Raw genomic sequence first — 22,795 nt, 5'->3', positions numbered from 1 at the left:
CCCTTGATGGAGCAAAATTAATCGAGCAAAATTGACAGCACAATGAATTTCGATGACTCCATAACTGCGGTCATCTGTCATAATTTGGATGAATAGTCCACAAGGTGAAAGGAAGCTCGAATGGGAGCTGTTTATTTAGGTACATATGAACCTCCGAAGTGGCGAGTGTTGATTGTGGCGTCTCGCTTCAACGAGCTGGTTGTGGATCCATTGGTTGAGGGCGCCAAGCGTTGCTTGGTTCGTCATGGAATGGATGAAGCCAATATTGACCTGGCCTATGCACCCGGAGCAGCGGAGTTGCCTTTGCTGGCAAAGGTGGGGGCTAAGAGCGGTCGCTACGGAGCAATTATCTGCCTTGGTGCAGTGATTCGTGGAGCTACGAGCCACTACGACGTTGTCGTCTCCTCCATGGCCTCAGGTATATTGAACGCCTCGCTTGAGAGTGAAGTCCCAGTGATTATGGGTGTTCTTACAACGGATAGTATTGAACAAGCTCTTGAGCGGGCGGGAACTAAGGCCGGAAATAAGGGATTTGATGCAGCGATGGCGGCTCTTGAGATGCGCTCGGTGATGGACCAGATCCAAAGCTGACGCTGATGGACTTCTATTTTTTGTAAGAGTCTTTAGCAAGAGATTGAGAACAGCTGCAAGAGATCGAGAACAGCTGCAAGAGACTAGTTGCCAGGGACTGAGGAAAGCGCTTTTTGGCTCAACGACAAATCAAGGTGTCGTTGCATTCTTTGGCAATAGTCTCACCAAGGCAACTTTAGGAGTCAACCAAGAAATCTAAGGCTTGATTGTTGTGGTGAGAGACTTGGACAGATATAAGTTGCACTGGCTTGGTTATCATTTAGTGGGCTTTAAGACTTTCTGATCGGCGAAATTTAATTTCTGGATTTTCCCATAGTGATTGACGAATCAAAGCGGATTACTGTCTTAGTGGTTCGTTGAAGCTGTTACGACTTCTTGGATGAGCTTCGTGGTCTCTTTTGATTGGACAATTACCTCTATGTCACCCCTATGAGTTCTAGTATCGAGGTGATCAAACTCATAGGCCATGGCCATCGTTAGCGCACCTTGGCCCTCGAAGAGTCGCAGACCTTGCCCACCTCCTAAAACTTTAGGGGCATAGAAGATGTGTAATCTGTCGATCAGGTGCTGATTGAGAAATTGATTTGCTACGTGTGCGCCTCCCTCTATCATTGCCATGAGGTTGCCTTCTTTGCCTAGTTCGCTAAGTAGATCTTTGATATCACCACTAAATGACCTAGCGGGATGGACTTTCGCATTTGGTGGGATCGCTCCGAGTACTACTCGTAGGGGCGAGCGTCGATTTTCTAATCGAACTGTGAGAGATGGGTCGTCGATTTTAAGGGTTCCAGATCCAGCGATTATCACGTCGCTGTCGGCCCGAAGTTCTTGCACTGCCAGACGGGATTCCTCGTTGGTGATCCATTTGGAGGTTCCGTCACTTGCGGCGATGTATCCATCTAAGGTAGATGCCAACTTGACCAATGTCATTGGGCGTCCCAACTTCCTAGAGATTAGATATCCAACTAGATCCATTGCGACCTCTTTAGCGCGGACACCGACGCAAACTTCAATCCCGGCTTCACGAAGGATCTTTATTCCACTTCCAGCAACTCTTGGATCAGGGTCGATTATTCCGACCACGACTCGTTCTATTCCTGATGAGATGATTCGCTCGACGCACGGGGGAGTCTTACCATGGTGTGAGCATGGCTCTAGTGTTACCCAAAGGGTTCCAGATCGGGCTCTATCACCCAGTTTGTCCAGCGCCACAATCTCGCCATGGCGATCGCCAGGTGCTTGAGTCGACCCGCTTACAATTTCATTGTCGTAAGTTTGTATTATCGCTCCCACCCATGGATTTGGTCGGGCAATGATTCGAGAATCGCAAGAGGCTGCGATGGCAAGACGCATCATTTGGTCGTCTTTGTCGCTCCAGCTGTTAGTGTCGTCTTGGCTCATGGTTTAGTTGGGTGAGGATTCGCAGGGTCCTCCAAAAGTGCTAGAGCATGTCCTAGATGATCGATCACGGCTTGAAGGTTTTCGGTCGCACCCTTTGGGGAGCCCGGTGTATTTAAAATGAGGCTCGATCGATAAATACCTGATTTTCCTCGTGAGAGCATCCCCAAGGGGTTAGCTGCGCGCATATATTCGCTAAAGCCTGGTGCTTCCCGTTCGATTACGAGAGCCGTACCCTCGGGAGTCTGGTCTCGTTTGCTAAATCCTGTGCCACCGGTGGTTACAATGAGGCCATGAAAGTCTTTTGCTAGCTCCAACAGGTTCGAAGCTACAACGTCTCTTCCATCTTCACAGACGCGTCGCTCGATAACTACGAAGTCGTTATTGATTAGGAGTTCTTCAATTGCTAGCCCCGATAGATCTTGTCTGGCTCCGCTCGCTACTCCATCTGATACAGTGAGAATCTTCGCTTCTTGCATTTATTAAAACCTCCTTGGCTACACCCTAGTAAATGGAGGTGTTCGGTGTGGCCAGACGGATGGATCGACGAAATAACCTTCTAACTATAGATACCAAAGACGCCACTGTTTGGTCAGATTTCTTGACTTAGTTGTTAGTTGAATATAGGACGATCGCAGCTCACTTGACTCGACAACTTGTATCAGGTGGGTTTCGGTCCGCCGTTGTTGTCGCTTGTGGGCGCAAAGAGGTGGGCGTCGAAACATCTCGTTGCCCTGCGATTAGATTGCCCAGTTGTATGGCAATTTCTGTCGCACCCCTTGTACAAGATGTGACCAGGGTGTCGTTTAGCTGAGATAGATATAGATTTAGTATTGTGGTGCCGAGCAACGCTTCGCAATTAGGTGATACGTCATTTCGGGTCAAAGCTACCTATTTCTAAGCAACCTTCGGTAGCTCTAGACGGTAATTTGGTCTCTGAAGAGGTCGTGAGATTTGGCTTTGGCGACCTTTGGGTCACTGGACTGTATGGATTGTCAGATAGCCGGCCAGTTATCGCCATTAGCCGAAATGATTTTTGGTGCCCATCTGGAATTTTGGCTCCCTATTGACTCAGTAATCGTAAATTTATAGATGTAGGCTTGGCTACTATGGAATATGGTCAAGAGATTTCGATTACGATAAATGGTATTGAGGCGACCTGTCGAGTTGGTGAGTTGCTAATAGATGTAGTCAATCGTTACAAGCAGACGTTGCCTCAGATCTGTTACAACGAAGTGTTGGGTCCAATTCGGACATGTGATACATGTTTTGTTGAGGTTGATTCAAAGCTTGTACGAGCATGCGATACCCGAGTTAGCCACGCCATGGCCGTGTTGAGTGATTCTCCAAGTGCTAAGGCGGCTCAAATAGAAGCAATCTCTCGTGTTTTGCATAATCACGACCTCGCATGCACCTTATGTGAGAACAATAACGGCAATTGCGTAATCCATAACACGATATCGGCTTCTGGGATTAAGCACCCAAAGTATGAATTTGAAGCTAAGCCATATGAGATTGACGCTTCTCATCCCTTTTATCGATATGATCCAAGCCAGTGTATCCTCTGTGGTCGCTGCGTAGAGGCTTGTCAGGATCTCCAGGTCAACGAGACCCTCTCGATCGATTGGAGTTTGGAACGGCCACGTGTCATATGGGACGATGGTGTATTGGCCGGTGAATCTAGCTGCGTAGGATGTGGTCACTGCGTTACGGTTTGTCCATGTAATGCATTGATAGAAAAGTCGATGCTTGGTGAAGCCGGGTTTCTTTCTGGCCTACCTTCTTCGTTGACTACCCCAATGATCGCACTTACAAAAGCAGCCGAACCAGCTACTGGAATTCAGTCGGTTATGGCTATCTCGGAGATGGAATCTCGGCTTCGAGGGTCGCAGATCAAAAAGACCAAGACCGTATGTACCTATTGTGGAGTCGGCTGTAGCTTTGAGGTATGGACCAAAGGTCGCAAGATCCTAAAAGTGGAACCGAGCGATGGTCCGACAAATGCCGTATCTACCTGCGTAAAAGGTAAATTTGGATGGGACTACATAAATTCCAAGGAACGACTTACTACTCCGTTGATTCGAGATGGCGAGGGTTTTCGTGAAACGAGTTGGGATGAGGCTATATCCTATATAGCCCGACGCATGAGAGAGATAAAAGGTGAAGCCGGAGCCGACGCATTGGGCTTCATCTCATCTTCAAAGTGCACCAACGAAGAGAGTTACCTCATGCAAAAGTTGGCTCGTGCGGTTGTTGGGACCAATAACATTGACAATTGCTCTAGATACTGCCAGAGTCCAGCGACGATGGGACTCTGGAGAACGGTTGGAATCGGAGGCGACTCTGGTTCGGTGACCGATATAGAGGCCGCGGGGCTGGTGATAATCATTGGTTCAAATACAGCAGAGAGCCACCCGGTGATCGCGACGCGAATAAAACGTTCACATAAGCTCAAGGGTCAGCGGTTGATAGTCGCGGATCTTCGTCGTCATGAGATGGCCGAGCGTGCAGATATCTTCCTTCATCCAAAACCAGGAACCGATTTGGTTTGGCTCAGTGGGGTCACTAGGTATATTTATGAAAATAACTTAGCTGATCAGGAGTTCCTTACGTCAAAGGTTGAAAACCTAGAGAACTATATCGCTAGCCTTGAGCCTTTTGATCTAGAGACAACCTCAAATATTACTGGAATCTCAAAAGAGACACTCATAGAAGTGGCTAATGAGATCGTCAGCGCCAAGGGCGTCGTAATCTGTTGGGCAATGGGCGTTACCCAACATAATGGGGGCTCAGATACCTCTACGGCGATCTCTAACTTACTTTTGATCACTGGAAACTATGGAAAACCAGGGTGTGGTTCCTATCCATTGCGTGGACATAACAACGTTCAAGGTGCCTCTGATTTTGGATCGATGCCAGCGATGATGCCAGGCTATGAAAAACTATCTGATCCTGTTGTAGTGGCCAAGTGGGAGCGACAGTGGGGCGTCGGTCTACCAAAGACGGCTGGTCTCGATAACCATGAGATGGTGGACGCCATCCATGGCGGTTCCCTAAAGGCCCTATATTTGATCGGCGAAGATATGGGTCTTGTCGATGCTAACATTAACCACGTCCAGAGCGCCTTTGAGAAGTTGGAGCTCTTTGTTGTGCAAGATATCTTCTTTTCTAAGACTGCGCAATTTGCAGATGTAATTCTGCCAGCGAGTCCGAGTCTAGAGAAAGAGGGAACGTTCACAAATACCGAGCGTCGCATTCAGCGACTTTATCAAGCGTTAGAGCCATTGGGTGAGTCACGCCCTGACTGGAAGATTATAACTTCAATTGGGAATGCGCTTGGTGCCAATTGGAGCTATGGCTCGCCCGAGGAGATCATGGACGAGGCATCTAGGTGTGCCGAAATCTTTGTCGGTGTTACCTATGGGGCGCTGGAGGGATTTTCATCGCTTCAGTGGCCGGTAAAACCAGATGGAAGCGATACCCCCGTCTTGTTTTTGGATGGTTTTGCCTTTCCATCTGGAAAAGCTCAACTCTATCCACTCGAGTTCATTGAACCAAGCGAAGTGACTGACGATGAATTCGACTTACACGTCAACAATGGCCGCCTCCTGGAGCATTTTCATGAGGGGAATATGACATATAAGTCTCAGGGAATTTCATCTAGAACTCCAGGTACTTTCTTGGAAGTATCTCCCGAGCTGGCTAAAGAACGAAATCTTAGCGATGGGAGTGTTGTTCGACTTACCTCTCGCCGTGGAGCGGTAAAGGTGTCGGTTTTGATTAGTGACCGGGTTCATGGGCGCGAAGTTTACCTGCCCATGAATTCTCAAAGTAATGAGAGCGCTATCAATGCACTTACCTCGTCTCATACAGATCGAGCTACTCATACCCCTGCATACAAAGAGCTAGCGGTCAAGATGGAGGTTTTGTCGGCTAAAGGTAAGTCTCCACTTCCTAAAAATAACTTTCGCAATGGTGTGAGGAACCCCCAAATGGGAGTTTTGGTAGAAAGCAAATGGGAGCGAAGCGACTACGTAGAGCCTTCGCAACCCAGAAAAGATGGAGGGTTATAATCCAATGGCCAAGGCGATTGAAAATTACAAACCAGAATTTGATGAAAAGCTATTGATTCAAGATGAGCTGGCACGTCTTGTGGAGAACCTCTCAACCTCAAAGGTCACTGAGTTGTTGAATGCCCTTTTAGAGAATGGACCGCAGTCGACAAGTGTGATTGTGGAGAAGATGAATAATCCATCGACTCGACAAGGAATTGAAAATTTGGCTCGTTTTTTAGGATTGGCAGGACAACTCGATCCGAAGTTGCTCCGGGGCCTCCAAAGTGGTCTTTCGGCTACTTCGGAGATCCTTGGATCTAAGCGTCCTCCAACATTTATGGAATTGTTTAGAACGATGCGAAGTGCTGAGGTGAGAAGAGGAATCGCCATGGGACTTGCTTTTGTGGCTGGCATTGGTTCAAAGTCATAAAGTGAAAGTCATTTGAGGCTTACCTGATGGACCATCACCTTTGTATTTGTTTGCATTCAAAGAGGGTGAATCGTTGGTTTGGTTGAGTTCTTTGGATATTGGCGAAACATCCACAAATCAATTGCTCAAGGTTACTCTTGGTCAGATCCTTGACGGCTAGGGTTATTATCGATGAGTTTGAATAAAGTAGAGGTTTGAATGCTAAAGGTTGTGCTTCCAAAGGGATCGTTGGAGAAGGCGACTCTGGAGCTATTTGGAGATGCTGATCTAGTTGTTGAGCGTTCATCGGAGGTGGACTATCGAGCTAGCGTCGACGACCCAAGGATCGATGAGGTTCGAATCTTGCGACCACAGGAGATTCCAACCTATGTTGCCGATGGCCTCTTTGACATAGGAATTACCGGTCGAGATTGGGTTGAAGAGACCTCGAGCACGTTGGTGAGTATTGGAGAGCTGAGATACTCAAAGGTCACTACTAATCCAATTCGAGTTGTGCTGGCAGTTTCGGAATCTTCAGGAGTCAAGTCGGTCTCAGATCTCAAAGACGGCGTCAGGGTGACTACCGAGTACCCGAATTTGACTCGACGATATTTCGAGGACAAAGGGATTGATGCAGACGTATTTCTTTCTTATGGAGCGACTGAAGCTAAAATTCCAGATATAGCCGATGCTGTGGTAGAAATCACTGAGACCGGAAGGGCTATCCGCGCGGCAGGACTGCGTATTATCGATACAGTTTTGGTCTCGTACACTGAACTTTTGGCTAATCCAATTGCTGCTGCTGATCCGGCTAAAAGGCACGCGATGAATCAGCTCTATACCCTCTTGTCGGGAACGCTTGCTGCAAGGGGTCAAGTCTTACTCAAGCTGAATGTGGGTGGATCGGATCTCGAGAAGGTAATTTCTCTAATTCCATCCATGAAGGCGCCTACGGTGGCAGAACTCTTTGGTCACGCTGGTTTTGCGGTCGAGACGGTCGTGCCGCGCAAGGGGATTAACACCTTGATTCCAATGTTGGTAGACGCAGGTGCTACCGGCATCTTGGAGCTTCCGCTCTCTAAAATTATCCCGTAGTGCTTCTTTTGATTGACGATAAGGTAAGGTTTCGGTCGCCGCCTCATCCCTAGCTCCATTGTTGGGCTGAATTTACCTATATGGGTGCTTTTTGATTTTGGGCGGGGTACAACTCTCGTCTTGTAGCCGTGTGGCGTTAAATTCACGATAAGTTCCCCTGTGGGGATGGGAGATTTGCAACGGCATCCATTGTTCTGTGGCGTGCAATCCTTGGACGTGTAGACATAGTGGCGAAGCCGACTTGATTTAAGCTTCAGCTCGTCTTTTGGCTGTAACTTTGGCTATAACTTAGGCTACGCCATCGATTTCTTGCGGCCATCTCTAGTGGTGGAGTACTTGTGCGAAATCAGGGGTCGGCCATGGTTATCTTGATACCAATTTTGATGTCCATTTATCGAGAGTTTTTAGGCGCGGATTCCGATTGTTTTTTCTCTATATGTTATGTGAATGGATGCAAGTGTGCTATCTATGGTTCGGCCAATGTTTGTAGGGCAGGATTTGTTATGGATCGGCGAATTTGTCATTTTGGCTATGGTCTTGATCTGAGTCTCAGGTGAGCATATTGCTTTGCTGAAACTCAGATCTATTAGGTATTAGCAGCTCCGTGGAATCGCTACTGGAGCGAAGACATCTGGATAAATGCTAGGCGAAGCTGTGCTAGGGCATCAGTTAGTTCTGGCTCGTATTCTCCAAGTCTACCTTCAAGTGAGGTTACAATACCAGCTAGTGCGTCAATGGCAAGAGATGCGCCAATTAGATTTGGTGGCTGATCTGAAAGGTGTATTGCGGCAAGTTCGAAGAGGCCATAGCAGTGATTTGCCACGATTACCGCTGGATCGGCTTTTCTAATTTGATCTGCCAGCTCCTGTGTTTCGTCCTTTTTTTCCTCGGCATTCTTCAAATCTCCCATTTGCTGTGGCGCCGGGGTTTCATTTTGTTCTGTTTTCGGGGTGTATTCACCATCAGGTGTCCAAAGCGTACTCATTACCGATAGACTAATAGCACTATTCTTTGCAAGTGCTAGCTTCGGCTGCCGCCTTGATGAATCTTATTTCATCGGGCTCGACTCAGTTCGGCATAGAGTTCGCTTGATTTATTGAGCCAATTTGTTGTAATTTTTAATTTAGTACCGATCGAGTGTCTCTTTTTTAGTGATGTCGATTTTGGTTTGAATTTTTCATACTTAGGGAGTGATGTTAGATAGCAACTGCAACACCAGGTGAACCTCGTACAAACGAGAGGATTCGCGCGCGAGAAGTTCGACTCGTCGATCAAGAAGGAAATCAGCTAGGCATTAAATCTGTGGCCGAGGCTATAGATCTTGCCAAGACCATGGACCTTGACTTGGTGGAGGTGGCACCTAATGCAATGCCTCCAGTTTGTCGAATAATGGACTATGGCAAATTCAAGTTTGATAGCGCTCAAAAGGCTAGAGATTCAAGGCGCAAGTCGGTAAGCTCGCAGCTAAAAGAGATGAAGTACCGTCCAAAGATTGGCATCGGAGATTTTGACACTAAGACCCGACAGGTTATCAAGTTTCTAGGTGAGGGCCATAAAGTCAAAATTACTGTGATGTTTAGAGGACGAGAAGTATTTCATCCAGAGCTCGGTAAGTCGATTCTCGATAAGATCGAAGTGAAGACCGCCGGAATCGCCAAGGTTGAGGCTGCGGCGAAGCTTGACGGGAAGAACATGATTTTGGTTTTAGCACCCGAGCGTAAGTCACCAGTAAAACCTGTAGCTACTCGTAGCGACAGCGGGGATGATCATCCTAACATTATCGCCGATGGTGATATTTAGTTAGGATTGCCGAGAGGCACTGTCTATTCTGACAGTCCCAAGGTTACTGGTAAGACTATGTTGAAAAGCTGATACTTGCCTGATTCTTTGACTCGGGTCGATGGTTATTTGTGTCCCTAAAGCCCAAAAAAGTTTATTGTTTGGTGCGCTAAAGTTGATGCAGTTACTTTTGGTGTTTTGCTAGAGGTCGTGTTTTCTTTTTGACCGGCCGCTGTTTCGCCTTGGCACCAGTTGGGGTACTTTTAGTTTTGGATACTTGATTGCCGTGGACGAATGCCTAGGGTACGAGAAGTTTTTAGATAAATGAGATGGGAGCATAGTTATGCCAAAGATGAAGACTGATACCGGTGCGAAGAAGCGCTTTAAAGTGACTTCTACCGGAAAGATTACAAGGCGCAAGTCTTATCGAGCGCATTTGCTCGAGAAGAAGTCCTCAACAAGGACAAGGCGCTTGGCACAAGATGCTGAAGTTACTGGCGGCCAGGCTCGACAAATCCGTCGAATGCTAGGTCTCTAACAGAGCCGGTTATCGGTCGCGGATTTATAGATCTTGGTTTTATAGGTCTTACAGGAGAATGCGATAGATCGTATTTTGGTTTGTGCATCTTTCATTGATGGTTAGGTGCGATTAGTTTTGAGGAAAGGTAGGACAAGTGGCTCGAGTAAAACGTGGCGTTCACGCCAAGAAAAACCATAAAGCAGTATTAGAGTCCGCTAAAGGTTACTACGGTAATCGGTCAAAGAGTTTTAGGTCAGCAAACGAAGCAGTCATGCACGCTTTGCAGTACTCATATCGCGACCGTCGCGCGCGAAAGGGTGATTTTCGTCGCTTGTGGATTCAAAGGATCAATGCAGCAGCGCGTTTGAATGGCATCAGCTACTCTCAGTTGATCGCAGGGCTAAAGTTAGCGGAGATTGATTTGGATAGGCGAGTGCTCGCAGAGCTAGCTGTCACCGATGGCGACACCTTTGCCCAGATCGCTAGTGTAGCCAAAGAAGCCTTAGCCGCTAAAGAAGCTTAGAGACAGTTGCTTTACTATTGCCTTTCGTCTTATTTCGTTTTGGTTTCTCTGACGACTAGGTCGTTTGGGTAAGCCATGCGTTTGAGCGGGCGAAGCGAACGTATAAAGAGATTGAGGAAGCTGGTCTCCAAGGCCAGCTTCCGTCTTTCTGAGAGAGCATTTGTCCTTGAGGGCCCTAATTGCCTTGAGGCAGCACTTCGATCGGGAATCGATCTAGAGGGTGTCTATTACTCCTGCGATCTAAATCAGAGCCATTTTCCTTTGATTACCGACTCTTTTGAGCGAGGGATCTCCGTCTTTGAAGTTGAGAGCGGTCTCCTAGAGGCGATATTGGATCTCTCGAATGCCCAACCTGTCGTTGCGGTGGCTCCAATGGAGACCAGGCGAACTCCATCATCTAGTACCACATTGCCAATACTTGTGTTAGATGAGATTCGAGACCCTGGCAACGCAGGTACCATAATTAGATCAGCGCATGCCTCGGGTATCCGTGAGATCGTCTTTCTCCCAGGTTGTGTCGACCCTTATAACCCCAAGGTTGTTCGTTCTTCTGTTGGTTCCATATTTTTTGTGGACGTCACCGTTGCCGTTGATAAAGACGACACTTTGGCGGAGATTTCCAATCGAGGATATGAGATCTACGGGACTAGCCTTGGCTCGCAACTTTCATATGTTGATGCACAACTCTCTGCAAATGTAGCGATTGTAATTGGCAACGAGGCCTTTGGAATTACCAAAGAGGTTGAGGACCGCTGCGATAAGATGGTTCGAATTCCAACCGCCCCTAGTCTCGAGTCTCTGAATGCTTCGATGGCAGCAACGCTATTACTCTTTGAGTCAGCCAGACAACGTGGTTTTGTCGGTTTGATATAGCGAACTATATATGATGATTGATCTTTTCTGAATTGACATACCCTGATAGCGGACTTCTGCCTGCTGATTCTAACTACTTTTTATTCCTGGTAATAGTGTGATTAACTCCCTTTTCTGCGATGCGATGGCCGGTCCAAACGACAGCGTCAATTTGTGATAACAAATGAGAATCTGCCGTTTAGCCAGCTAGCAGGTACTGTTCGGCAAGTTTTCTTGAAGTCGTGAGGTTTCTTGTGGGCGATGCTATTACCGCTACCACTACCAGGCGCAGATGGACTTGATCACTTGCAATTTCTTTCGAGGCTTATTTGGATACGCTTGACCACAATGGCCCTAACACGTCTGAGCCAGTGGCTCCACTCAGCTTTTAATTGTAACGAAGTACTAAGGTAGATTTGGTGGAAATTGAGAGATGCCAAATGCAACTCTCAATTTTGGTTAGATTCAGTTGCCTTGGTGCATCGTTGATATAGATCACCTGCCCCGGTTTTGAACTCCTGGAATCGCTAATGGACGGCGTCCTCTTATTGTGGCGCGATCCAGCGGATTTACCACGATTGCTCCGGCAATCTTCCATGAAGGATTGCGAAGCTGTGGAAGGAGAGTCGAGGCCAAGGAGAGGATGGACGCGACGGGGTAACGATTCTTGATGGGCTAAACAATCTTTACGATTCTGGATAGCTTACCTATGGCTGACACGCAAAGAAGGATCCATTATTTCGGTTGGTTGGAGCAGTTTGTGGGATTGTACGAGTTTTTTCTGAGTACTTAAGGGCTATTTCGACCGACTCCAATAAGGAGGAGTGGCAGGGAAAGCTATTTACTTTGGCGCGAATTTGATTCAATAAATGCGCGGGTCCCGGCTCCCGTCCTAGACGATACCACTTGGCATCCTCGGGCTGGCCCTCTGGGACTCGCGACTTTCTCTTAGAACAGTACCAAGAAACGTATCCTTAAGTTTATGATTTGAAAGTTGACTTCGCAACCCGCGTGGCGATTCAGGTTGCTAGTAATCCAGAAGAAGCGCAGCGAAAGCCATCTGTAGCGCTCGTATTCCCTCAAGAACCTCCAGTCCTAGTTCGACCATAAGTGTGCTTTTATTGCCGTGTGGGACTAACACGTCGGTCGATGTCATTTGATTTTCGAAAATCTAGGCAGGTACCTCTCTACGTCAGTACCTTATTGGATTCTTTTATAGACCCAAGTGTTGCTTTAGCAGAGGTGTTGCCTGTCTGTGATGGTGTCGTGGCGAGGCCCACGGTACGCTCGTGAGCGCCGTTTCATTCAAGGCGATGCCCTGGGTGACGAAGTGCCAACCGAGGGCACGATTAATTGGATTTTGACTAATTGGGTTTAAACTTTGGTGAGCGGCGAACTGTCGAGGTTGTCGTGGTTATCGAAGTGGTAACCTTCTTTGATCTGGGTGGCAGGAGATAGCTCTGTTGTCGTATGTGGATTTGTAGTAGTTCCGGGTTCGACTCTGAACGGTTGGGTGAATTGAAAGTTTGTAACGGGCGCATGGTAGGGCCGTTGGTTTTTCATCTCCCATTTATAGATTTTGGTGCGGGTGTCGACTCTAGGGTTTGGTTTGTGTAGATGACATTTGCCTTGTTTTGTAGCTTTTGAGCAGCTAGGTCGGCTGTGGTTGGGTTAGATCGATCCAACGATCTTGGCCAAAGTTTGAGCTCAAATACGACGTCGATCTGTGCAGTGATTAACGTGACGTAGCTGATCAGATAAACCCATGTTAAAAGCCCGATTACGATCCCAAAGAAGCCATATAGAGCGCTTGCCTTTGAGAGTTGATGAGAGACGATCGAAGAGCCAAAGAACTGAAGGATCTGCCAGACGATTGCTCCTGCAACAGCACCGCGCCAGATCTTACGAATGCCAATCGACTTAGGTAAGCAGATATTTGTAGCCAAGATGAACATTGCTATGTTGATTAGGGCGGCGATGAGGATTGAAATTATCAAGAATCTTGATGAATAAGCAGCTAGGGTTGTCGATGCTATTGATCCAATTCCAATCACTAAGCTCCATAGGATCTTTCTGCCAAGTTGGGGTGCAAAGCCTCCGCGCTCGGCTGGTACCACGTACCAGATGTCCTGCATTGATCGCATGGCGATGGAGGATAGCCCTTTCGTAGCTGAGGCTAATGTTACGACCGAGACGATCGAGCTGATAGTTCCAATCACCAGTACGTGAATGTTGGATTTAATCTGGGCGCCAATGATTGGGAAGTTCGCTAAAGCTGAATTTAGGACCGTTTCTTTGAGGGAACTGTTGTGGGTCGTAAAGATCCCCAAGAGGCCCACAAGAAGGATTAATAGTGGGATAATCGCAAAGAGGGCATAATAGGCAAAGAGCGCAGCCATCGAAGAGACTCGATCTCTCGAGGATTTTATATACACCGCAACCATAAATGAAGCGACTTTGTTTTTTCGTTGGATGGAATCGATTAGCTTGACAAGCGATGGGATTAAAGAGGAGATTTTCACGAAAGTTTCTTTGCTTGGAGTCAGTTTCAAACCACCCTAGTCGATGTGGATTTTGAAGTAGATGATTGCTGCTATTAGCTGATTATCAAAGGTGCCAAGCAATCCTAGGGATCTCATTTATATGACCCATGAAGCTTTGTGGTTGTACACGAAGGTGAATATCTCGTTTTTAAACAGGTAGGTTCTATAGCGTTGAAGTTTTCATCGATTTAGCGGGGTGATCACGAATTGCGACGCCGTCCTTAATTCAAAATGTGGCCCTTACCATAAGGTTAGCTGATCGAAGGCAAGTCAACTGGACCTGAGTGCTAACTTGTTGCTTGGCTATGTTGTGCCACCTCAAAAGATGCCACCTCAAAAGATGCCACGTCAAAAGATGCCACGTCGAAAAATGATACGACCCAAAAACGCTCTGTTGAAAAAAGAGTATCGATTTGCTTTAGGTGGCTCACTTTTACTTTGGCAATTATCCTGGCGATGATCAACCCGTCAGATGACTAACCCATTAGGCGGTGACTGGATCTCTCGTGGTGGTCAATTTTGGCAATCTTTTAGCAATGTTGTATCTACCGATTTGAATGTCAAATTTTGGATCCGTGCCCGGTTAGGCTATCTTTCTAGAGTTTTAGGCGTCGTGGAATTAGGATTATATGGATATTGATCAACTTCAAGATTTGGTAAAGCAGCTTTCCACAGAATTTGATTCACGTTTTATTAAGGTTGAATCTGTCGGTGACCTAGACCTTCTCGCCTCGGACTTTACCGGTAAAAAGGGTAAGGTTGCGGGCATATACCGACAACTCGGGGGTCTTGAGGCCTCTCTTCGGCCAAAGGCTGGCGAGATAATAAACGAACTTCGAGATCGAATCGACCGTGTCGTGGCAGAGGCGCGACCCGATCTCGTCAATCGAGAGCGCTCAATGGTCTTAGCGTCATCTTTTAGTGACCCAACGGCGCGGCCAGGACGAGACCGTATCTCCTCAGCCCGTAGTCACTTGGTGACTCGTACTCGGATGCAGCTTGAAGATACCTTTATTGGCATGGGCTTTAGCGTTGAAGAAGGACCAGAGGTTGAATCAGAGTGGTATAACTTTGAGGCACTCAATATACCTAAGTTCCATCCAGCTCGTGATGGTCAAGATAGCTTTTACCTAAATTATGGAGCAGATAATTCGGTACTGCTACGAACCCACACTTCGCCAGTTCAGATACGGGTGATGCAGAACCAATCACTTCCGATCTATGCGATTATGCCAGGCAGGGTCTTTCGACGTGACACCGCTGATGCGCGACATACTGTTGGTTTCCACCAGATCGAGGGACTGGTTGTTGACAGGGGTATAAACTTTGGCCATCTCGCAGGCACGATTGAAGCCTTTACACAATCGTATTTTGGACCTGACATAAAATCTCGCCTTCGTCCGGCTTACTTTCCCTTTACAGAACCATCTGCTGAATTTGAGGTTACTTGTACGATCTGTCGCGGAAGTGGCTGTCGCACATGCTCGTCAACTGGCTGGATTGAGCTCGGGGGCTGTGGAATGGTTCATCCGAATGTGTTTTCAGCAGTAGGGATCGATTCGGAGGTCTATTCAGGTTTTGCCTTTGGCTTTGGGATTGATCGCTTAACCCAGATGCGATATGAGATTCCAGATATGAGAATCCTTACTGAGAATGACCTTCGCTACCTCTCGCGTGCTTGATTGGCGTTTGCATGGCCGCCATAAAGGACGCTATCGCGAAATTTTTATAAGCCACTGCCCCTAAAAGGGCGTAAATTTACCCCATTCCATATTTTTCTAGCCCTTTTGATGCCAACTGAGATTTAGAATTTCTCATTCGAATCGACGTTGGCCATATCTCTTCAATAATTAGTGAAAGATCAACTTAGATGCGTGTAGTACTTTCGTGGTTGAATGAATTCGCAGACTTCAACTCGCTTTCGAATTCTAGCGAGCAAGGTGACGTCGTTTCGATCATGGTGGAGGCGATGAACTCCCTTGGCCTGGTGGTAGAGGGCGTAGAGCGTAGCGGATTTAATTTAGATGGCGTTGTCGTTGCCAGAGTTCTTGAGGTTCATTCGATAGAGGGTGCTGATAGGATCCGGCGAATTGTAGTGGACGCCGGTCGAAGCGAAACCGAACAGATCGTCTGTGGAGCTTTTAACTTTGGCGTTGGTGATCAAGTTCCTCTAGCTCGTCCGGGCGTTGTGCTTCCTGGTGACTTTGCAATTTCGCCACGTAAGATGAAGGGCGTAGCCTCTAACGGGATGCTTTGCTCGGCCAAGGAGCTTGGCCTTGGTCTCGATCTAGATGGGTTGATGATCTTAGATCCTTCATTGGCACCTGGATTAGAAGTCACTCAAGCCTTGGGAATCACCCCAGAGGTGGTCTTTGATTTGGCGATCGAAGCCAATAGGCCAGACGCTAATTCTCACATTGGGGTAGCCCGAGAGCTAGCTTGTTATTTTGGCCTTGACTTTAGTGGGCCTGAGGTGGCCGACCTTAGCTCGGTTGAGGTCAAACCCCTTGATGATGGGGTACTTGGAGAAGGCGCTACCTCGTTGATTATTGCGAACTTCGAGGGGACTTCACTTTTGGAGGCACCACCATATGTAGCTCGTCGCCTTGAGCTTGCTGGGATGCGTTCGATCTCGCCCGTAGTCGACGTCTCCAACTATGTGATGTTGGAAGTTGGACAACCCACGCACCCATATGATTTGACTCTTTTGCCATCGTCGTCTTTAGTGGTTCGTTCAGCCAAGCCAAAAGAAGAGATTGTGACCCTTGACGGAGTGGTGCGGACTTTAGCTGAACCAAGACGAGGCTCAGAGGAGCCGCTTGACCTAGTGATTGCCGACTCAAATGACAGCGTCGTTGGAATCGCTGGAATCATGGGTGGTCACTCAAGTGAGATTGCCAGCACTACCGATGAGGTGATCTTAGAGATTGCTCACTTTAGGAGCGACTTGATTGCTAAGACATCCAAGCGCCTGGGTCTTAGAAGTGAGGCTTCGGCGCGCTTTGAAAGAGGCGTGGATCCACTCATTGGTCAATTGGCACTTGGGAGATTCTCCTTCCTATTAGGTACTAGTCCTACCTCAATTGCAATTGCTAGGGGCGAGTTTGTGGCTCCTGTTATTGAGGTGCGACCATCGAGGATCGTGGCTCTCCTTGGAAGTGATATTCCTATCTCGATCGTCGCAAAGAAGCTCGGGATAATGGGCTTTGAGATCGATGAGGCTAACGAGGCGACCCTTATGGTAACCCCGCCGTCGAATCGACCAGATGTCCGCATTGAAGCAGATGTGATTGAGGAGTTTGCTCGCCACTTTGGATATTCAAATATTCAACGCCACCAGTTGTTGGTCCCAAATGTTGGGGGACTCAGTCTGGTGCAAAGAAAGAGGCGGGAGCTGGTTGGATTTTGCGTGGCAAAGGGATTTTATGAAGCATGGAGTTCAACCCTTCTTGGCCCGGACGAACAGCGCCGCCTGGGCGATTACGGCCGTGAACTCTCTGTCTCCAACCCGATGGTCGCAGAAGAGTCAATTCTTAGACGCTCTATGCTTGCAGGCTTGCTCCGTGGTCTAATAGCCAATGTTCGACGTCGCGAGGAGACTGTAGCTCTCTTTGAAGTAGGCAAGGTCTTTTCTTACCCCAAATATGACCAAGCTCTGCCCGATGAAAGTGAACATGGAGCGTGGCTCTTTTATCGACAGAGTGGTTTGGGCATTTGGGGATATGATCTATACCTTGATTTGATCAGTCATTTCGGAGTGGAAGAAAATCTGAGCGTTGTTCGTCTCAGCGAGATAGAGGTGGCTCGCCAGTTGGAGGCTGGTTACTTCGGGATGCACCCAAACAATACCCTAGCGATCTTGCGAGATGGTGAGATGGTTGGGGTCTGTGGCGAGATAAACCCCTTTGTGGTTGAAGATATCCTTGGCGAGGCTTTGCCTAGTCCGGTTGTCTACATGGAGATGGACTTAGATAAGACGATCTTTGGTGAGGTTGCAACCCAAGTAGTTCCAGCTCCTTCACAATTTCCTTCGGCCGAGTTTGACCTCTCCTTTGGAGTGGAGCGAGCGGTCTTGGCAGACATGCTGGCTAAAGAGATTCAAAAGGGGCTAAAGAGCTACGCGAGTACCATCGAGCTGATTGACGCTTATGAAGGCCCTGCTCTTCGTGACTATGCGCGATCTCTTACCTATCGCATAAATGTTGCTTCTTTTGACCATACTTTGACCGATGCTGAGATCAGAGCTGTGCGAAATGGCCTAATTGACCAGGTAGAGCGTGCAGGACTTGGTAAATTGCGAGATTAGTTATGATACATCGCAGTGAATAATTCATAGCGATGTATATTTAACTCTTGTGAAAGCAGTTATTTTTGGAGCATCAGGATATGGTGGTGCAGAACTCATTAGATCCTTGGGGGTGCACCCCAGCTTTGAAGTGGTTGGTCTATCGGGTGGCGCAAATGCCGGTGCTACCCTAGGCGAGATCTATCCTCACCTTGAGACCTCAAGCTTTGGTGAGATGGTGCTCTTCGATACCGATGGTTTGTGTGACTTTATCGAACACAACCAAGTCGACCTCGCCTTTTTGGCACTACCAAATAATACTGCAACCAAGATCGTGCCTCGAATTATCGATAAGGTCTCCTGCGTCATCGACCTATCAGCTGACTTTCGCCTCAAAGATCCCTCGCTTTATGAGAGTTACTATGGCTATGTCCACCCGGAGCCTAAGCTACTTGAAGAAGCTGTCTATGGCCTTTGTGAATTAAATAGATCCCAGCTGATAGGGGCTAAGTTGATAGCGGCGCCGGGATGTTATGTAACTGCCTCGACTTTAGCCCTCTTTCCATTTTTGGATCAGTCGATCATCGATTCGAACAACGTCGTGATCTCAGCGGTGAGTGGCGTCTCGGGGGCGGGGCGAGGCTCATCGGTTGCGAATCTATTTAGTGAGATTGACTCAAATGTGATGGCCTATGGTCTTTTTGGCCATCGCCATCGCCCTGAGATTGAGCAAAACTTAGGATCTAGTGTTTTGTTCATACCCCATCTGGTCCCAATGACAAGGGGAATATTGGCGACTTGTTTTGGCGATTTATCGGGCGAAGTTGCGGGCGAGCTTGGCCTTTCCCACGTCAGCGACATTACTGCTAAGTCATCTCTTCTAAGTCGATATCTCAATGGTCTCCTTAGTGACTTCTATAGTGGAGATCAATTTGTCGAGGTATTGGCACCAGGAGTCTCCCCACGAACTAAATCCACATTAGGTACTAACAATGCCTTAGTCTCGGTCAGTTACGACGCTCAGACAAATAAGGTCATAGTTCTAGCTGCGATCGACAATATGGTTAAGGGCGCCGCTGGTCAGGCTATACAGGCGGCAAATATCGCCTTTGGTCTAGCCGAGGATGCCGGTTTATCGAAAGTGAGTTTTTATCCATGAGTGTTACATTTCCAGGTGGCTTTAGGGCATCAGGGGTCTCTGCTGGCATAAAAGAGTCCAATAAGGCTGACATGGCTCTTGTCGTAAGCGAAGACTGCCGTCCATATGTTTCCGCTGGCACCTTCACGACAAACTTATCTGCTGCGGCACCGGTCAAATTGTCGAAGGCAAATTTAGCTCTGAGCAAAGGCGAGATGGTTGGCGTCTTGCTAACCAGCGGAAATGCCAATGCTGCAACCGGCAAGCGGGGAGATGAAGCGGCTAAGCGGTCGCTCGAGCGCCTGGGTGAACTCTTGGGGGTTGATCCGACTTCTTTGATGGTGGCTTCTACCGGATTGATCGGAATTCAAATGCCGGTGGAAAAGCTAATTGGCGGTCTCGAAGGAGCGGTAGACAGCCTTGGTGCTACCCTTCAAGACGGAACCCTAGCGGCTGAGGCAATGATGACCACAGACACCTTCGCTAAGACCTCGACTTATGAGATAAATGGAGTTAAATTCGGAGGGATCGCTAAAGGTGCGGCGATGATCGCCCCTAATATGGCGACGATGCTTGCCATGGTTACGACTGATGCGCAAGTAAATCGCGATGACCTTGCCGAAGGTCTCTTTCGGGCTGTTGATGCTACTTTCAACCGAATCACCATAGATGGTTGTACCTCTACGAATGATTCCGTCTTTGTAATGGCCTCAGGAAAAAGCGGAAGATCACTAAGCGCAGGAGAGCTTTACCAAGGGTTATATTCGATCTGCTATGACCTAGCTCGCCAAATCGTCTTTGATGCCGAAGGTGCAACCAAACTTATTGAGGTGGCTGTAACTAAGGCAGCTAGCGTCGACGATGCCTTAGCTGTTGCTCGCAAGATAGCGGAATCGTCTTTGGTCAAGTGTTCGTTTTTTGGCGAGGATCCTTATTGGGGACGTATTATTAGCGAGGTTGGCACTGCTGGCGTGGACCTTGATATCGATCGAGTCACAATAAGATACGGCGGGATAATGCTCTATAGCGACGGTGAAGAGATTCTGGTTGATCCTTCTACTACGGCAGCGGTGATGGCCTTGCGCGAGATTCATCTTGAAGTGGACCTCTCATGTGGCATCGAGTCAGCTTCAATCATCACAGCTGACCTATCGCCAGCATACATAGCTGAAAACATGAGGACCTCCTAACGCCCACCGGTGGACGTGAACGCCTAACTTCAATTTTGACTGGCTTGACTAGATGCAATTTGGCCAGTGCTCTTTTATTTAGTTAGTTGCGATGCTTGGTACATAAAACAAGGCGGATGGCCAGGTCGACTTTGGTTCAAAGATGATTATTTGAGGTAGTTGGTCTCGGTGGTGAAGGAAGCGTCTTTCCTACTAGTTCTTTTATTGTTGGGTGGTTTTGAAATGAGTTCTCTTGGTTGAATTTAATGATGCACTTTTAAAATCTGGTGTTTTGATTGAGGCTCTGACCTATATAAGAAGGTTTCATGGTGCTACTTTTGTAATCAAATACGGCGGAAATGCGATCTCAGACTCAGATGAAAAGGATGCCCTGGTCTCCTTCGCCAAGGACGTCGTCACCCTATCGTCAGTTGGCATCAGAGTTGTTGTCGTCCATGGCGGAGGACCACAGATCGGTGAGATGTTAGGTCGATTGGGAATTGCGAGCCAATTCGTAGGGGGACTTCGGGTTACAGATTTAGCGACCCTCGAAGTTGCCAGAATGGTGCTTTTGGGAAAGATCAATCCAGAGATCGTGGGTGCAATCAATCAACTGGCCCCGGTTGCGGTGGGCCTAAGCGGTGGAGATGCCGGTCTGATCAATGTGAGCGCGGCTGGAGGTGACTTGGGTTTTGTGGGACAAGTTGAAAGTGTCGATCCACAGCTCCTATTGAAGCTCCTAAATGAGGGGCTGATACCGGTGGTAGCAACAGTTGCGCTAGATGACAGTGGCCAAGCCTACAACATCAATGCAGATACTGTAGCTGGTGCCATTGCTGGAGCTCTTAGAGCAGAAAAGCTGATCTATCTGACCAACGTTGAGGGGATATATTCCAACTACCCCGATCTATCTTCGCTGATCAGGCGTACCGACTCAGTTGAGTTGGCCAAGCTTCTGGGAAGTCCATCGATTGCCGATGGAATGATCCCAAAGCTAAAGAGCTGTTTAGGGGCGCTTGAGGTAGGAGTTGGATCAGCCCATATCTTAGATGGTCGCCTTGAACATTCACTGCTGCTTGAGATCTTCACCGACTATGGAATTGGAACAATGGTGGTGAAATAATCCTGCGGGAAAGTCGCAGGTGAAGCCGTCATTTAGAGATTGTCGAGACCAAATTAGCGATTGGTTAGACATGGACAGAAAAGAGATTTAATTGAGTGATTATGAAGAGCTTTTGGCCTTTTCTCAGACCATCGATGCGATGGAGGGGACTAAGAGCTATTTGATGGCAAACTACGGCGAACCGCGCGATGCCTTTGTTCGAGGTGAGGGTTCTTGGCTCTATCGTAGTGACGAGAGCGCAGTTCTGGACTTTCTAGGTGGAATTGCAGTCTGTTCGCTAGGTCACTGTCCTAGGAGCGTTAGCGATGCAATTGCAACGCAAGCACACAAGTTGATTCACACCTCGAACTTCTTCGCAAATGAAAACGGTCCTAAGGCTGCCTATCTTATCGATCGTCTAATTACCGGAGATGACGCCCAAGGTGGTCGTGTAATCTTTTCTAATTCAGGGGCTGAGGCCAACGAGGCAGCACTAAAGTTGGCTCGGCGATATGGTGGCCCACAAAGAACTGATATTGTGGCCCTAAATGGTAGCTTTCATGGTCGGACATATGGGGCACTTAGCGCAACGGGTCAAGTCTCCAAACAGATTCCCTTTATGCCCCTAGTCCCTGGTTTTTCCCATATCGAACCCGGTGACGTCGAACAACTCAGGGAGGCTCTTTCCAGGCCTACCGTGGCGGCGCTGATTATCGAGACGATTCAAGGCGAAGCAGGGGTGATCCCACTCCATCGTGACTATTTGGCGCTCTGTCGTGAACTTACTAGTCAATATGGAGTTCTATTGATTATCGATGAGGTTCAAAGCGGCTTTGGGCGTTGCGGAAACTGGTTTGATCACCATCGAGGCGGAATTTCCCCTGACATGGTAACCATGGCAAAGGCGATGGCCTCGGGCGTTGCAGTAGGTGCCCTTTGGGCGAGGAACGGTATTTGGGAGTCTTTCGCCCCTGGAGATCATGGGACAACATTTGGTGGGTCGCCATTAGCAATGGCTGGCGCCCTAGCGACTATTACCACCATGATCGAAGAAGATGTTGTGAGGCGTGCAATTGAGATGGGAAGCTACCTAAAGAAGGGTTTGAGTCGTATCGAAGGAATCTCTTTAGTACGAGGTGAAGGTCTTTTGATTGGGTTTGGCCTTAGAGATCAAAACGCCTCCAAGATGGCCAAGAGGTGCTTGGAACTTGGGTTGATTGTGAATCCAATTGGAGATAGCATCATTCGACTTGCTCCTTCTCTTTTGGTCACAGCTCAAGAGATAGATATTGCACTAGGGATAATTGCTAGCGCGATCGACTTTCTCTAAGGTATC

Annotated in this window: 19 protein-coding genes; 14 read left to right on the top strand and 5 right to left on the bottom strand. The window is 48.0% G+C overall.

What is annotated here, in order from left to right:
* The first annotated feature begins 120 nt into the window (after positions 1-120).
* A complete protein-coding gene (gene ribH / locus ACIDITHRIX25_RS77795; RefSeq protein WP_052606270.1) occupies positions 121-591 on the top strand; it encodes a 6,7-dimethyl-8-ribityllumazine synthase in 471 nt (156 codons plus the stop codon).
* Between the two features lie 345 nt (positions 592-936).
* Here the strand turns inward: ribH and ribD are convergent, their stop codons facing one another.
* Positions 937-1,947 (bottom strand): bifunctional diaminohydroxyphosphoribosylaminopyrimidine deaminase/5-amino-6-(5-phosphoribosylamino)uracil reductase RibD, encoded by a 1,011-nt coding sequence (gene ribD / locus ACIDITHRIX25_RS77790; protein WP_160291851.1) that lies wholly within the window; start codon positions 1,945-1,947, stop codon positions 937-939.
* Positions 1,948-1,988: 41 nt separating this feature from the next.
* Positions 1,989-2,468, bottom strand: a complete 480-nt coding sequence (locus ACIDITHRIX25_RS77785) for a MogA/MoaB family molybdenum cofactor biosynthesis protein (protein WP_052606267.1) — start codon at positions 2,466-2,468, stop codon at positions 1,989-1,991.
* Between the two features lie 630 nt (positions 2,469-3,098).
* On the opposite strand from ACIDITHRIX25_RS77785, the gene fdhF reads away from it, so the two are divergent.
* From fdhF to hisG, 3 genes are all read left to right on the top strand, one after another.
* A complete protein-coding gene (gene fdhF, locus ACIDITHRIX25_RS77780; protein WP_201733164.1) occupies positions 3,099-6,062 on the top strand; it encodes a formate dehydrogenase subunit alpha in 2,964 nt (987 codons plus the stop codon).
* A 4-nt stretch (positions 6,063-6,066) separates the two neighbouring features.
* Positions 6,067-6,474, top strand: a complete 408-nt coding sequence (locus ACIDITHRIX25_RS77775; RefSeq protein ID WP_201733163.1) for a helical membrane plugin domain-containing protein — start codon at positions 6,067-6,069, stop codon at positions 6,472-6,474.
* 198 nt (positions 6,475-6,672) lie between these two features.
* Positions 6,673-7,548 carry an ATP phosphoribosyltransferase gene (hisG, locus tag ACIDITHRIX25_RS77770; RefSeq protein WP_052606263.1) on the top strand — a complete coding sequence of 292 codons (876 nt, stop codon included), beginning with the start codon at positions 6,673-6,675 and terminating at the stop codon, positions 7,546-7,548.
* A gap of 613 nt (positions 7,549-8,161) precedes the next feature.
* Here the strand turns inward: hisG and ACIDITHRIX25_RS77765 are convergent.
* Positions 8,162-8,533: a hypothetical protein gene (locus tag ACIDITHRIX25_RS77765; RefSeq protein WP_052606262.1), complete on the bottom strand. Its 372-nt coding sequence runs from the start codon at positions 8,531-8,533 to the stop codon at positions 8,162-8,164.
* 215 nt (positions 8,534-8,748) lie between these two features.
* Here ACIDITHRIX25_RS77765 and infC point away from each other — a divergent pair, with 215 nt between their 5' ends.
* The 4 genes from infC to ACIDITHRIX25_RS77745 all read left to right on the top strand — a co-directional run bounded on the left by infC (position 8,749) and on the right by ACIDITHRIX25_RS77745 (position 11,243).
* Entirely contained in the window at positions 8,749-9,348 is a 600-nt protein-coding gene (infC, locus tag ACIDITHRIX25_RS77760) for a translation initiation factor IF-3 (protein ID WP_082058721.1), read from the top strand.
* Between the two features lie 322 nt (positions 9,349-9,670).
* Complete coding sequence (gene rpmI, locus ACIDITHRIX25_RS77755) at positions 9,671-9,865, top strand: 50S ribosomal protein L35 (protein ID WP_052606260.1); 195 nt, start codon at positions 9,671-9,673, stop codon at positions 9,863-9,865.
* Positions 9,866-10,001: 136 nt separating this feature from the next.
* Positions 10,002-10,370: a 50S ribosomal protein L20 gene (rplT, locus tag ACIDITHRIX25_RS77750; protein WP_052606259.1), complete on the top strand. Its 369-nt coding sequence runs from the start codon at positions 10,002-10,004 to the stop codon at positions 10,368-10,370.
* A gap of 75 nt (positions 10,371-10,445) precedes the next feature.
* Positions 10,446-11,243: a TrmH family RNA methyltransferase gene (locus tag ACIDITHRIX25_RS77745; protein ID WP_052606258.1), complete on the top strand. Its 798-nt coding sequence runs from the start codon at positions 10,446-10,448 to the stop codon at positions 11,241-11,243.
* A 1,353-nt stretch (positions 11,244-12,596) separates the two neighbouring features.
* Here the strand turns inward: ACIDITHRIX25_RS77745 and ACIDITHRIX25_RS77740 are convergent.
* Positions 12,597-12,785 carry a hypothetical protein gene (locus ACIDITHRIX25_RS77740; protein ID WP_152626071.1) on the bottom strand — a complete coding sequence of 63 codons (189 nt, stop codon included), beginning with the start codon at positions 12,783-12,785 and terminating at the stop codon, positions 12,597-12,599.
* Entirely contained in the window at positions 12,782-13,666 is an 885-nt protein-coding gene (locus ACIDITHRIX25_RS77735) for a YihY/virulence factor BrkB family protein (RefSeq protein WP_152626070.1), read from the bottom strand. The genes ACIDITHRIX25_RS77740 and ACIDITHRIX25_RS77735 overlap by 4 nt, the downstream gene beginning before the upstream one ends.
* Before the next feature lie 728 nt (positions 13,667-14,394).
* Between ACIDITHRIX25_RS77735 and pheS the strand changes: the two genes are divergently transcribed.
* From pheS to ACIDITHRIX25_RS77705, 6 genes are all read left to right on the top strand, one after another.
* A complete protein-coding gene (gene pheS, locus ACIDITHRIX25_RS77730) occupies positions 14,395-15,447 on the top strand; it encodes a phenylalanine--tRNA ligase subunit alpha (RefSeq protein WP_082058720.1) in 1,053 nt (350 codons plus the stop codon).
* A gap of 188 nt (positions 15,448-15,635) precedes the next feature.
* A complete protein-coding gene (pheT, locus tag ACIDITHRIX25_RS77725) occupies positions 15,636-18,071 on the top strand; it encodes a phenylalanine--tRNA ligase subunit beta (protein WP_201733160.1) in 2,436 nt (811 codons plus the stop codon).
* A 49-nt stretch (positions 18,072-18,120) separates the two neighbouring features.
* Positions 18,121-19,209, top strand: a complete 1,089-nt coding sequence (gene argC / locus ACIDITHRIX25_RS77720) for an N-acetyl-gamma-glutamyl-phosphate reductase (protein WP_052606255.1) — start codon at positions 18,121-18,123, stop codon at positions 19,207-19,209.
* A complete protein-coding gene (argJ, locus tag ACIDITHRIX25_RS77715) occupies positions 19,206-20,378 on the top strand; it encodes a bifunctional glutamate N-acetyltransferase/amino-acid acetyltransferase ArgJ (RefSeq protein WP_052606254.1) in 1,173 nt (390 codons plus the stop codon). The genes argC and argJ overlap by 4 nt, the downstream gene beginning before the upstream one ends.
* 232 nt (positions 20,379-20,610) lie before the next feature.
* Positions 20,611-21,480 (top strand): acetylglutamate kinase, encoded by an 870-nt coding sequence (gene argB, locus ACIDITHRIX25_RS77710; RefSeq protein WP_201733159.1) that lies wholly within the window; start codon positions 20,611-20,613, stop codon positions 21,478-21,480.
* A gap of 91 nt (positions 21,481-21,571) precedes the next feature.
* Positions 21,572-22,789: an aspartate aminotransferase family protein gene (locus ACIDITHRIX25_RS77705; protein WP_201733158.1), complete on the top strand. Its 1,218-nt coding sequence runs from the start codon at positions 21,572-21,574 to the stop codon at positions 22,787-22,789.
* The last annotated feature ends 6 nt before the right edge of the window (positions 22,790-22,795 follow it).

It is taken from the genome of Acidithrix sp. C25, from assembly GCF_904848545.2.
The sequence above is the reverse complement of the archived record's forward strand: the minus strand, read 5'-3'. Positions and strand labels throughout refer to the sequence as shown.

Excerpts from the sequence above, each read along its gene's own strand:
- ribH (WP_052606270.1), top strand. The coding sequence starts at position 121 with ATGGGAGCTGTTTATTTAGGTACATATGAACCTCCGAAGTGGCGAGTG.
- ribD (WP_160291851.1), bottom strand. The coding sequence starts at position 1,947 with ATGATGCGTCTTGCCATCGCAGCCTCTTGCGATTCTCGAATCATTGCC.
- ACIDITHRIX25_RS77785 (WP_052606267.1), bottom strand. The coding sequence starts at position 2,468 with ATGCAAGAAGCGAAGATTCTCACTGTATCAGATGGAGTAGCGAGCGGA.
- fdhF (WP_201733164.1), top strand. The coding sequence starts at position 3,099 with ATGGAATATGGTCAAGAGATTTCGATTACGATAAATGGTATTGAGGCG.
- ACIDITHRIX25_RS77775 (WP_201733163.1), top strand. The coding sequence starts at position 6,067 with ATGGCCAAGGCGATTGAAAATTACAAACCAGAATTTGATGAAAAGCTA.
- hisG (WP_052606263.1), top strand. The coding sequence starts at position 6,673 with ATGCTAAAGGTTGTGCTTCCAAAGGGATCGTTGGAGAAGGCGACTCTG.
- ACIDITHRIX25_RS77765 (WP_052606262.1), bottom strand. The coding sequence starts at position 8,533 with ATGAGTACGCTTTGGACACCTGATGGTGAATACACCCCGAAAACAGAA.
- rpmI (WP_052606260.1), top strand. The coding sequence starts at position 9,671 with ATGCCAAAGATGAAGACTGATACCGGTGCGAAGAAGCGCTTTAAAGTG.
- ACIDITHRIX25_RS77745 (WP_052606258.1), top strand. The coding sequence starts at position 10,446 with ATGCGTTTGAGCGGGCGAAGCGAACGTATAAAGAGATTGAGGAAGCTG.
- ACIDITHRIX25_RS77740 (WP_152626071.1), bottom strand. The coding sequence starts at position 12,785 with ATGAAAAACCAACGGCCCTACCATGCGCCCGTTACAAACTTTCAATTC.
- ACIDITHRIX25_RS77735 (WP_152626070.1), bottom strand. The coding sequence starts at position 13,666 with ATGGTTGCGGTGTATATAAAATCCTCGAGAGATCGAGTCTCTTCGATG.
- pheS (WP_082058720.1), top strand. The coding sequence starts at position 14,395 with ATGGATATTGATCAACTTCAAGATTTGGTAAAGCAGCTTTCCACAGAA.
- pheT (WP_201733160.1), top strand. The coding sequence starts at position 15,636 with ATGCGTGTAGTACTTTCGTGGTTGAATGAATTCGCAGACTTCAACTCG.
- argJ (WP_052606254.1), top strand. The coding sequence starts at position 19,206 with ATGAGTGTTACATTTCCAGGTGGCTTTAGGGCATCAGGGGTCTCTGCT.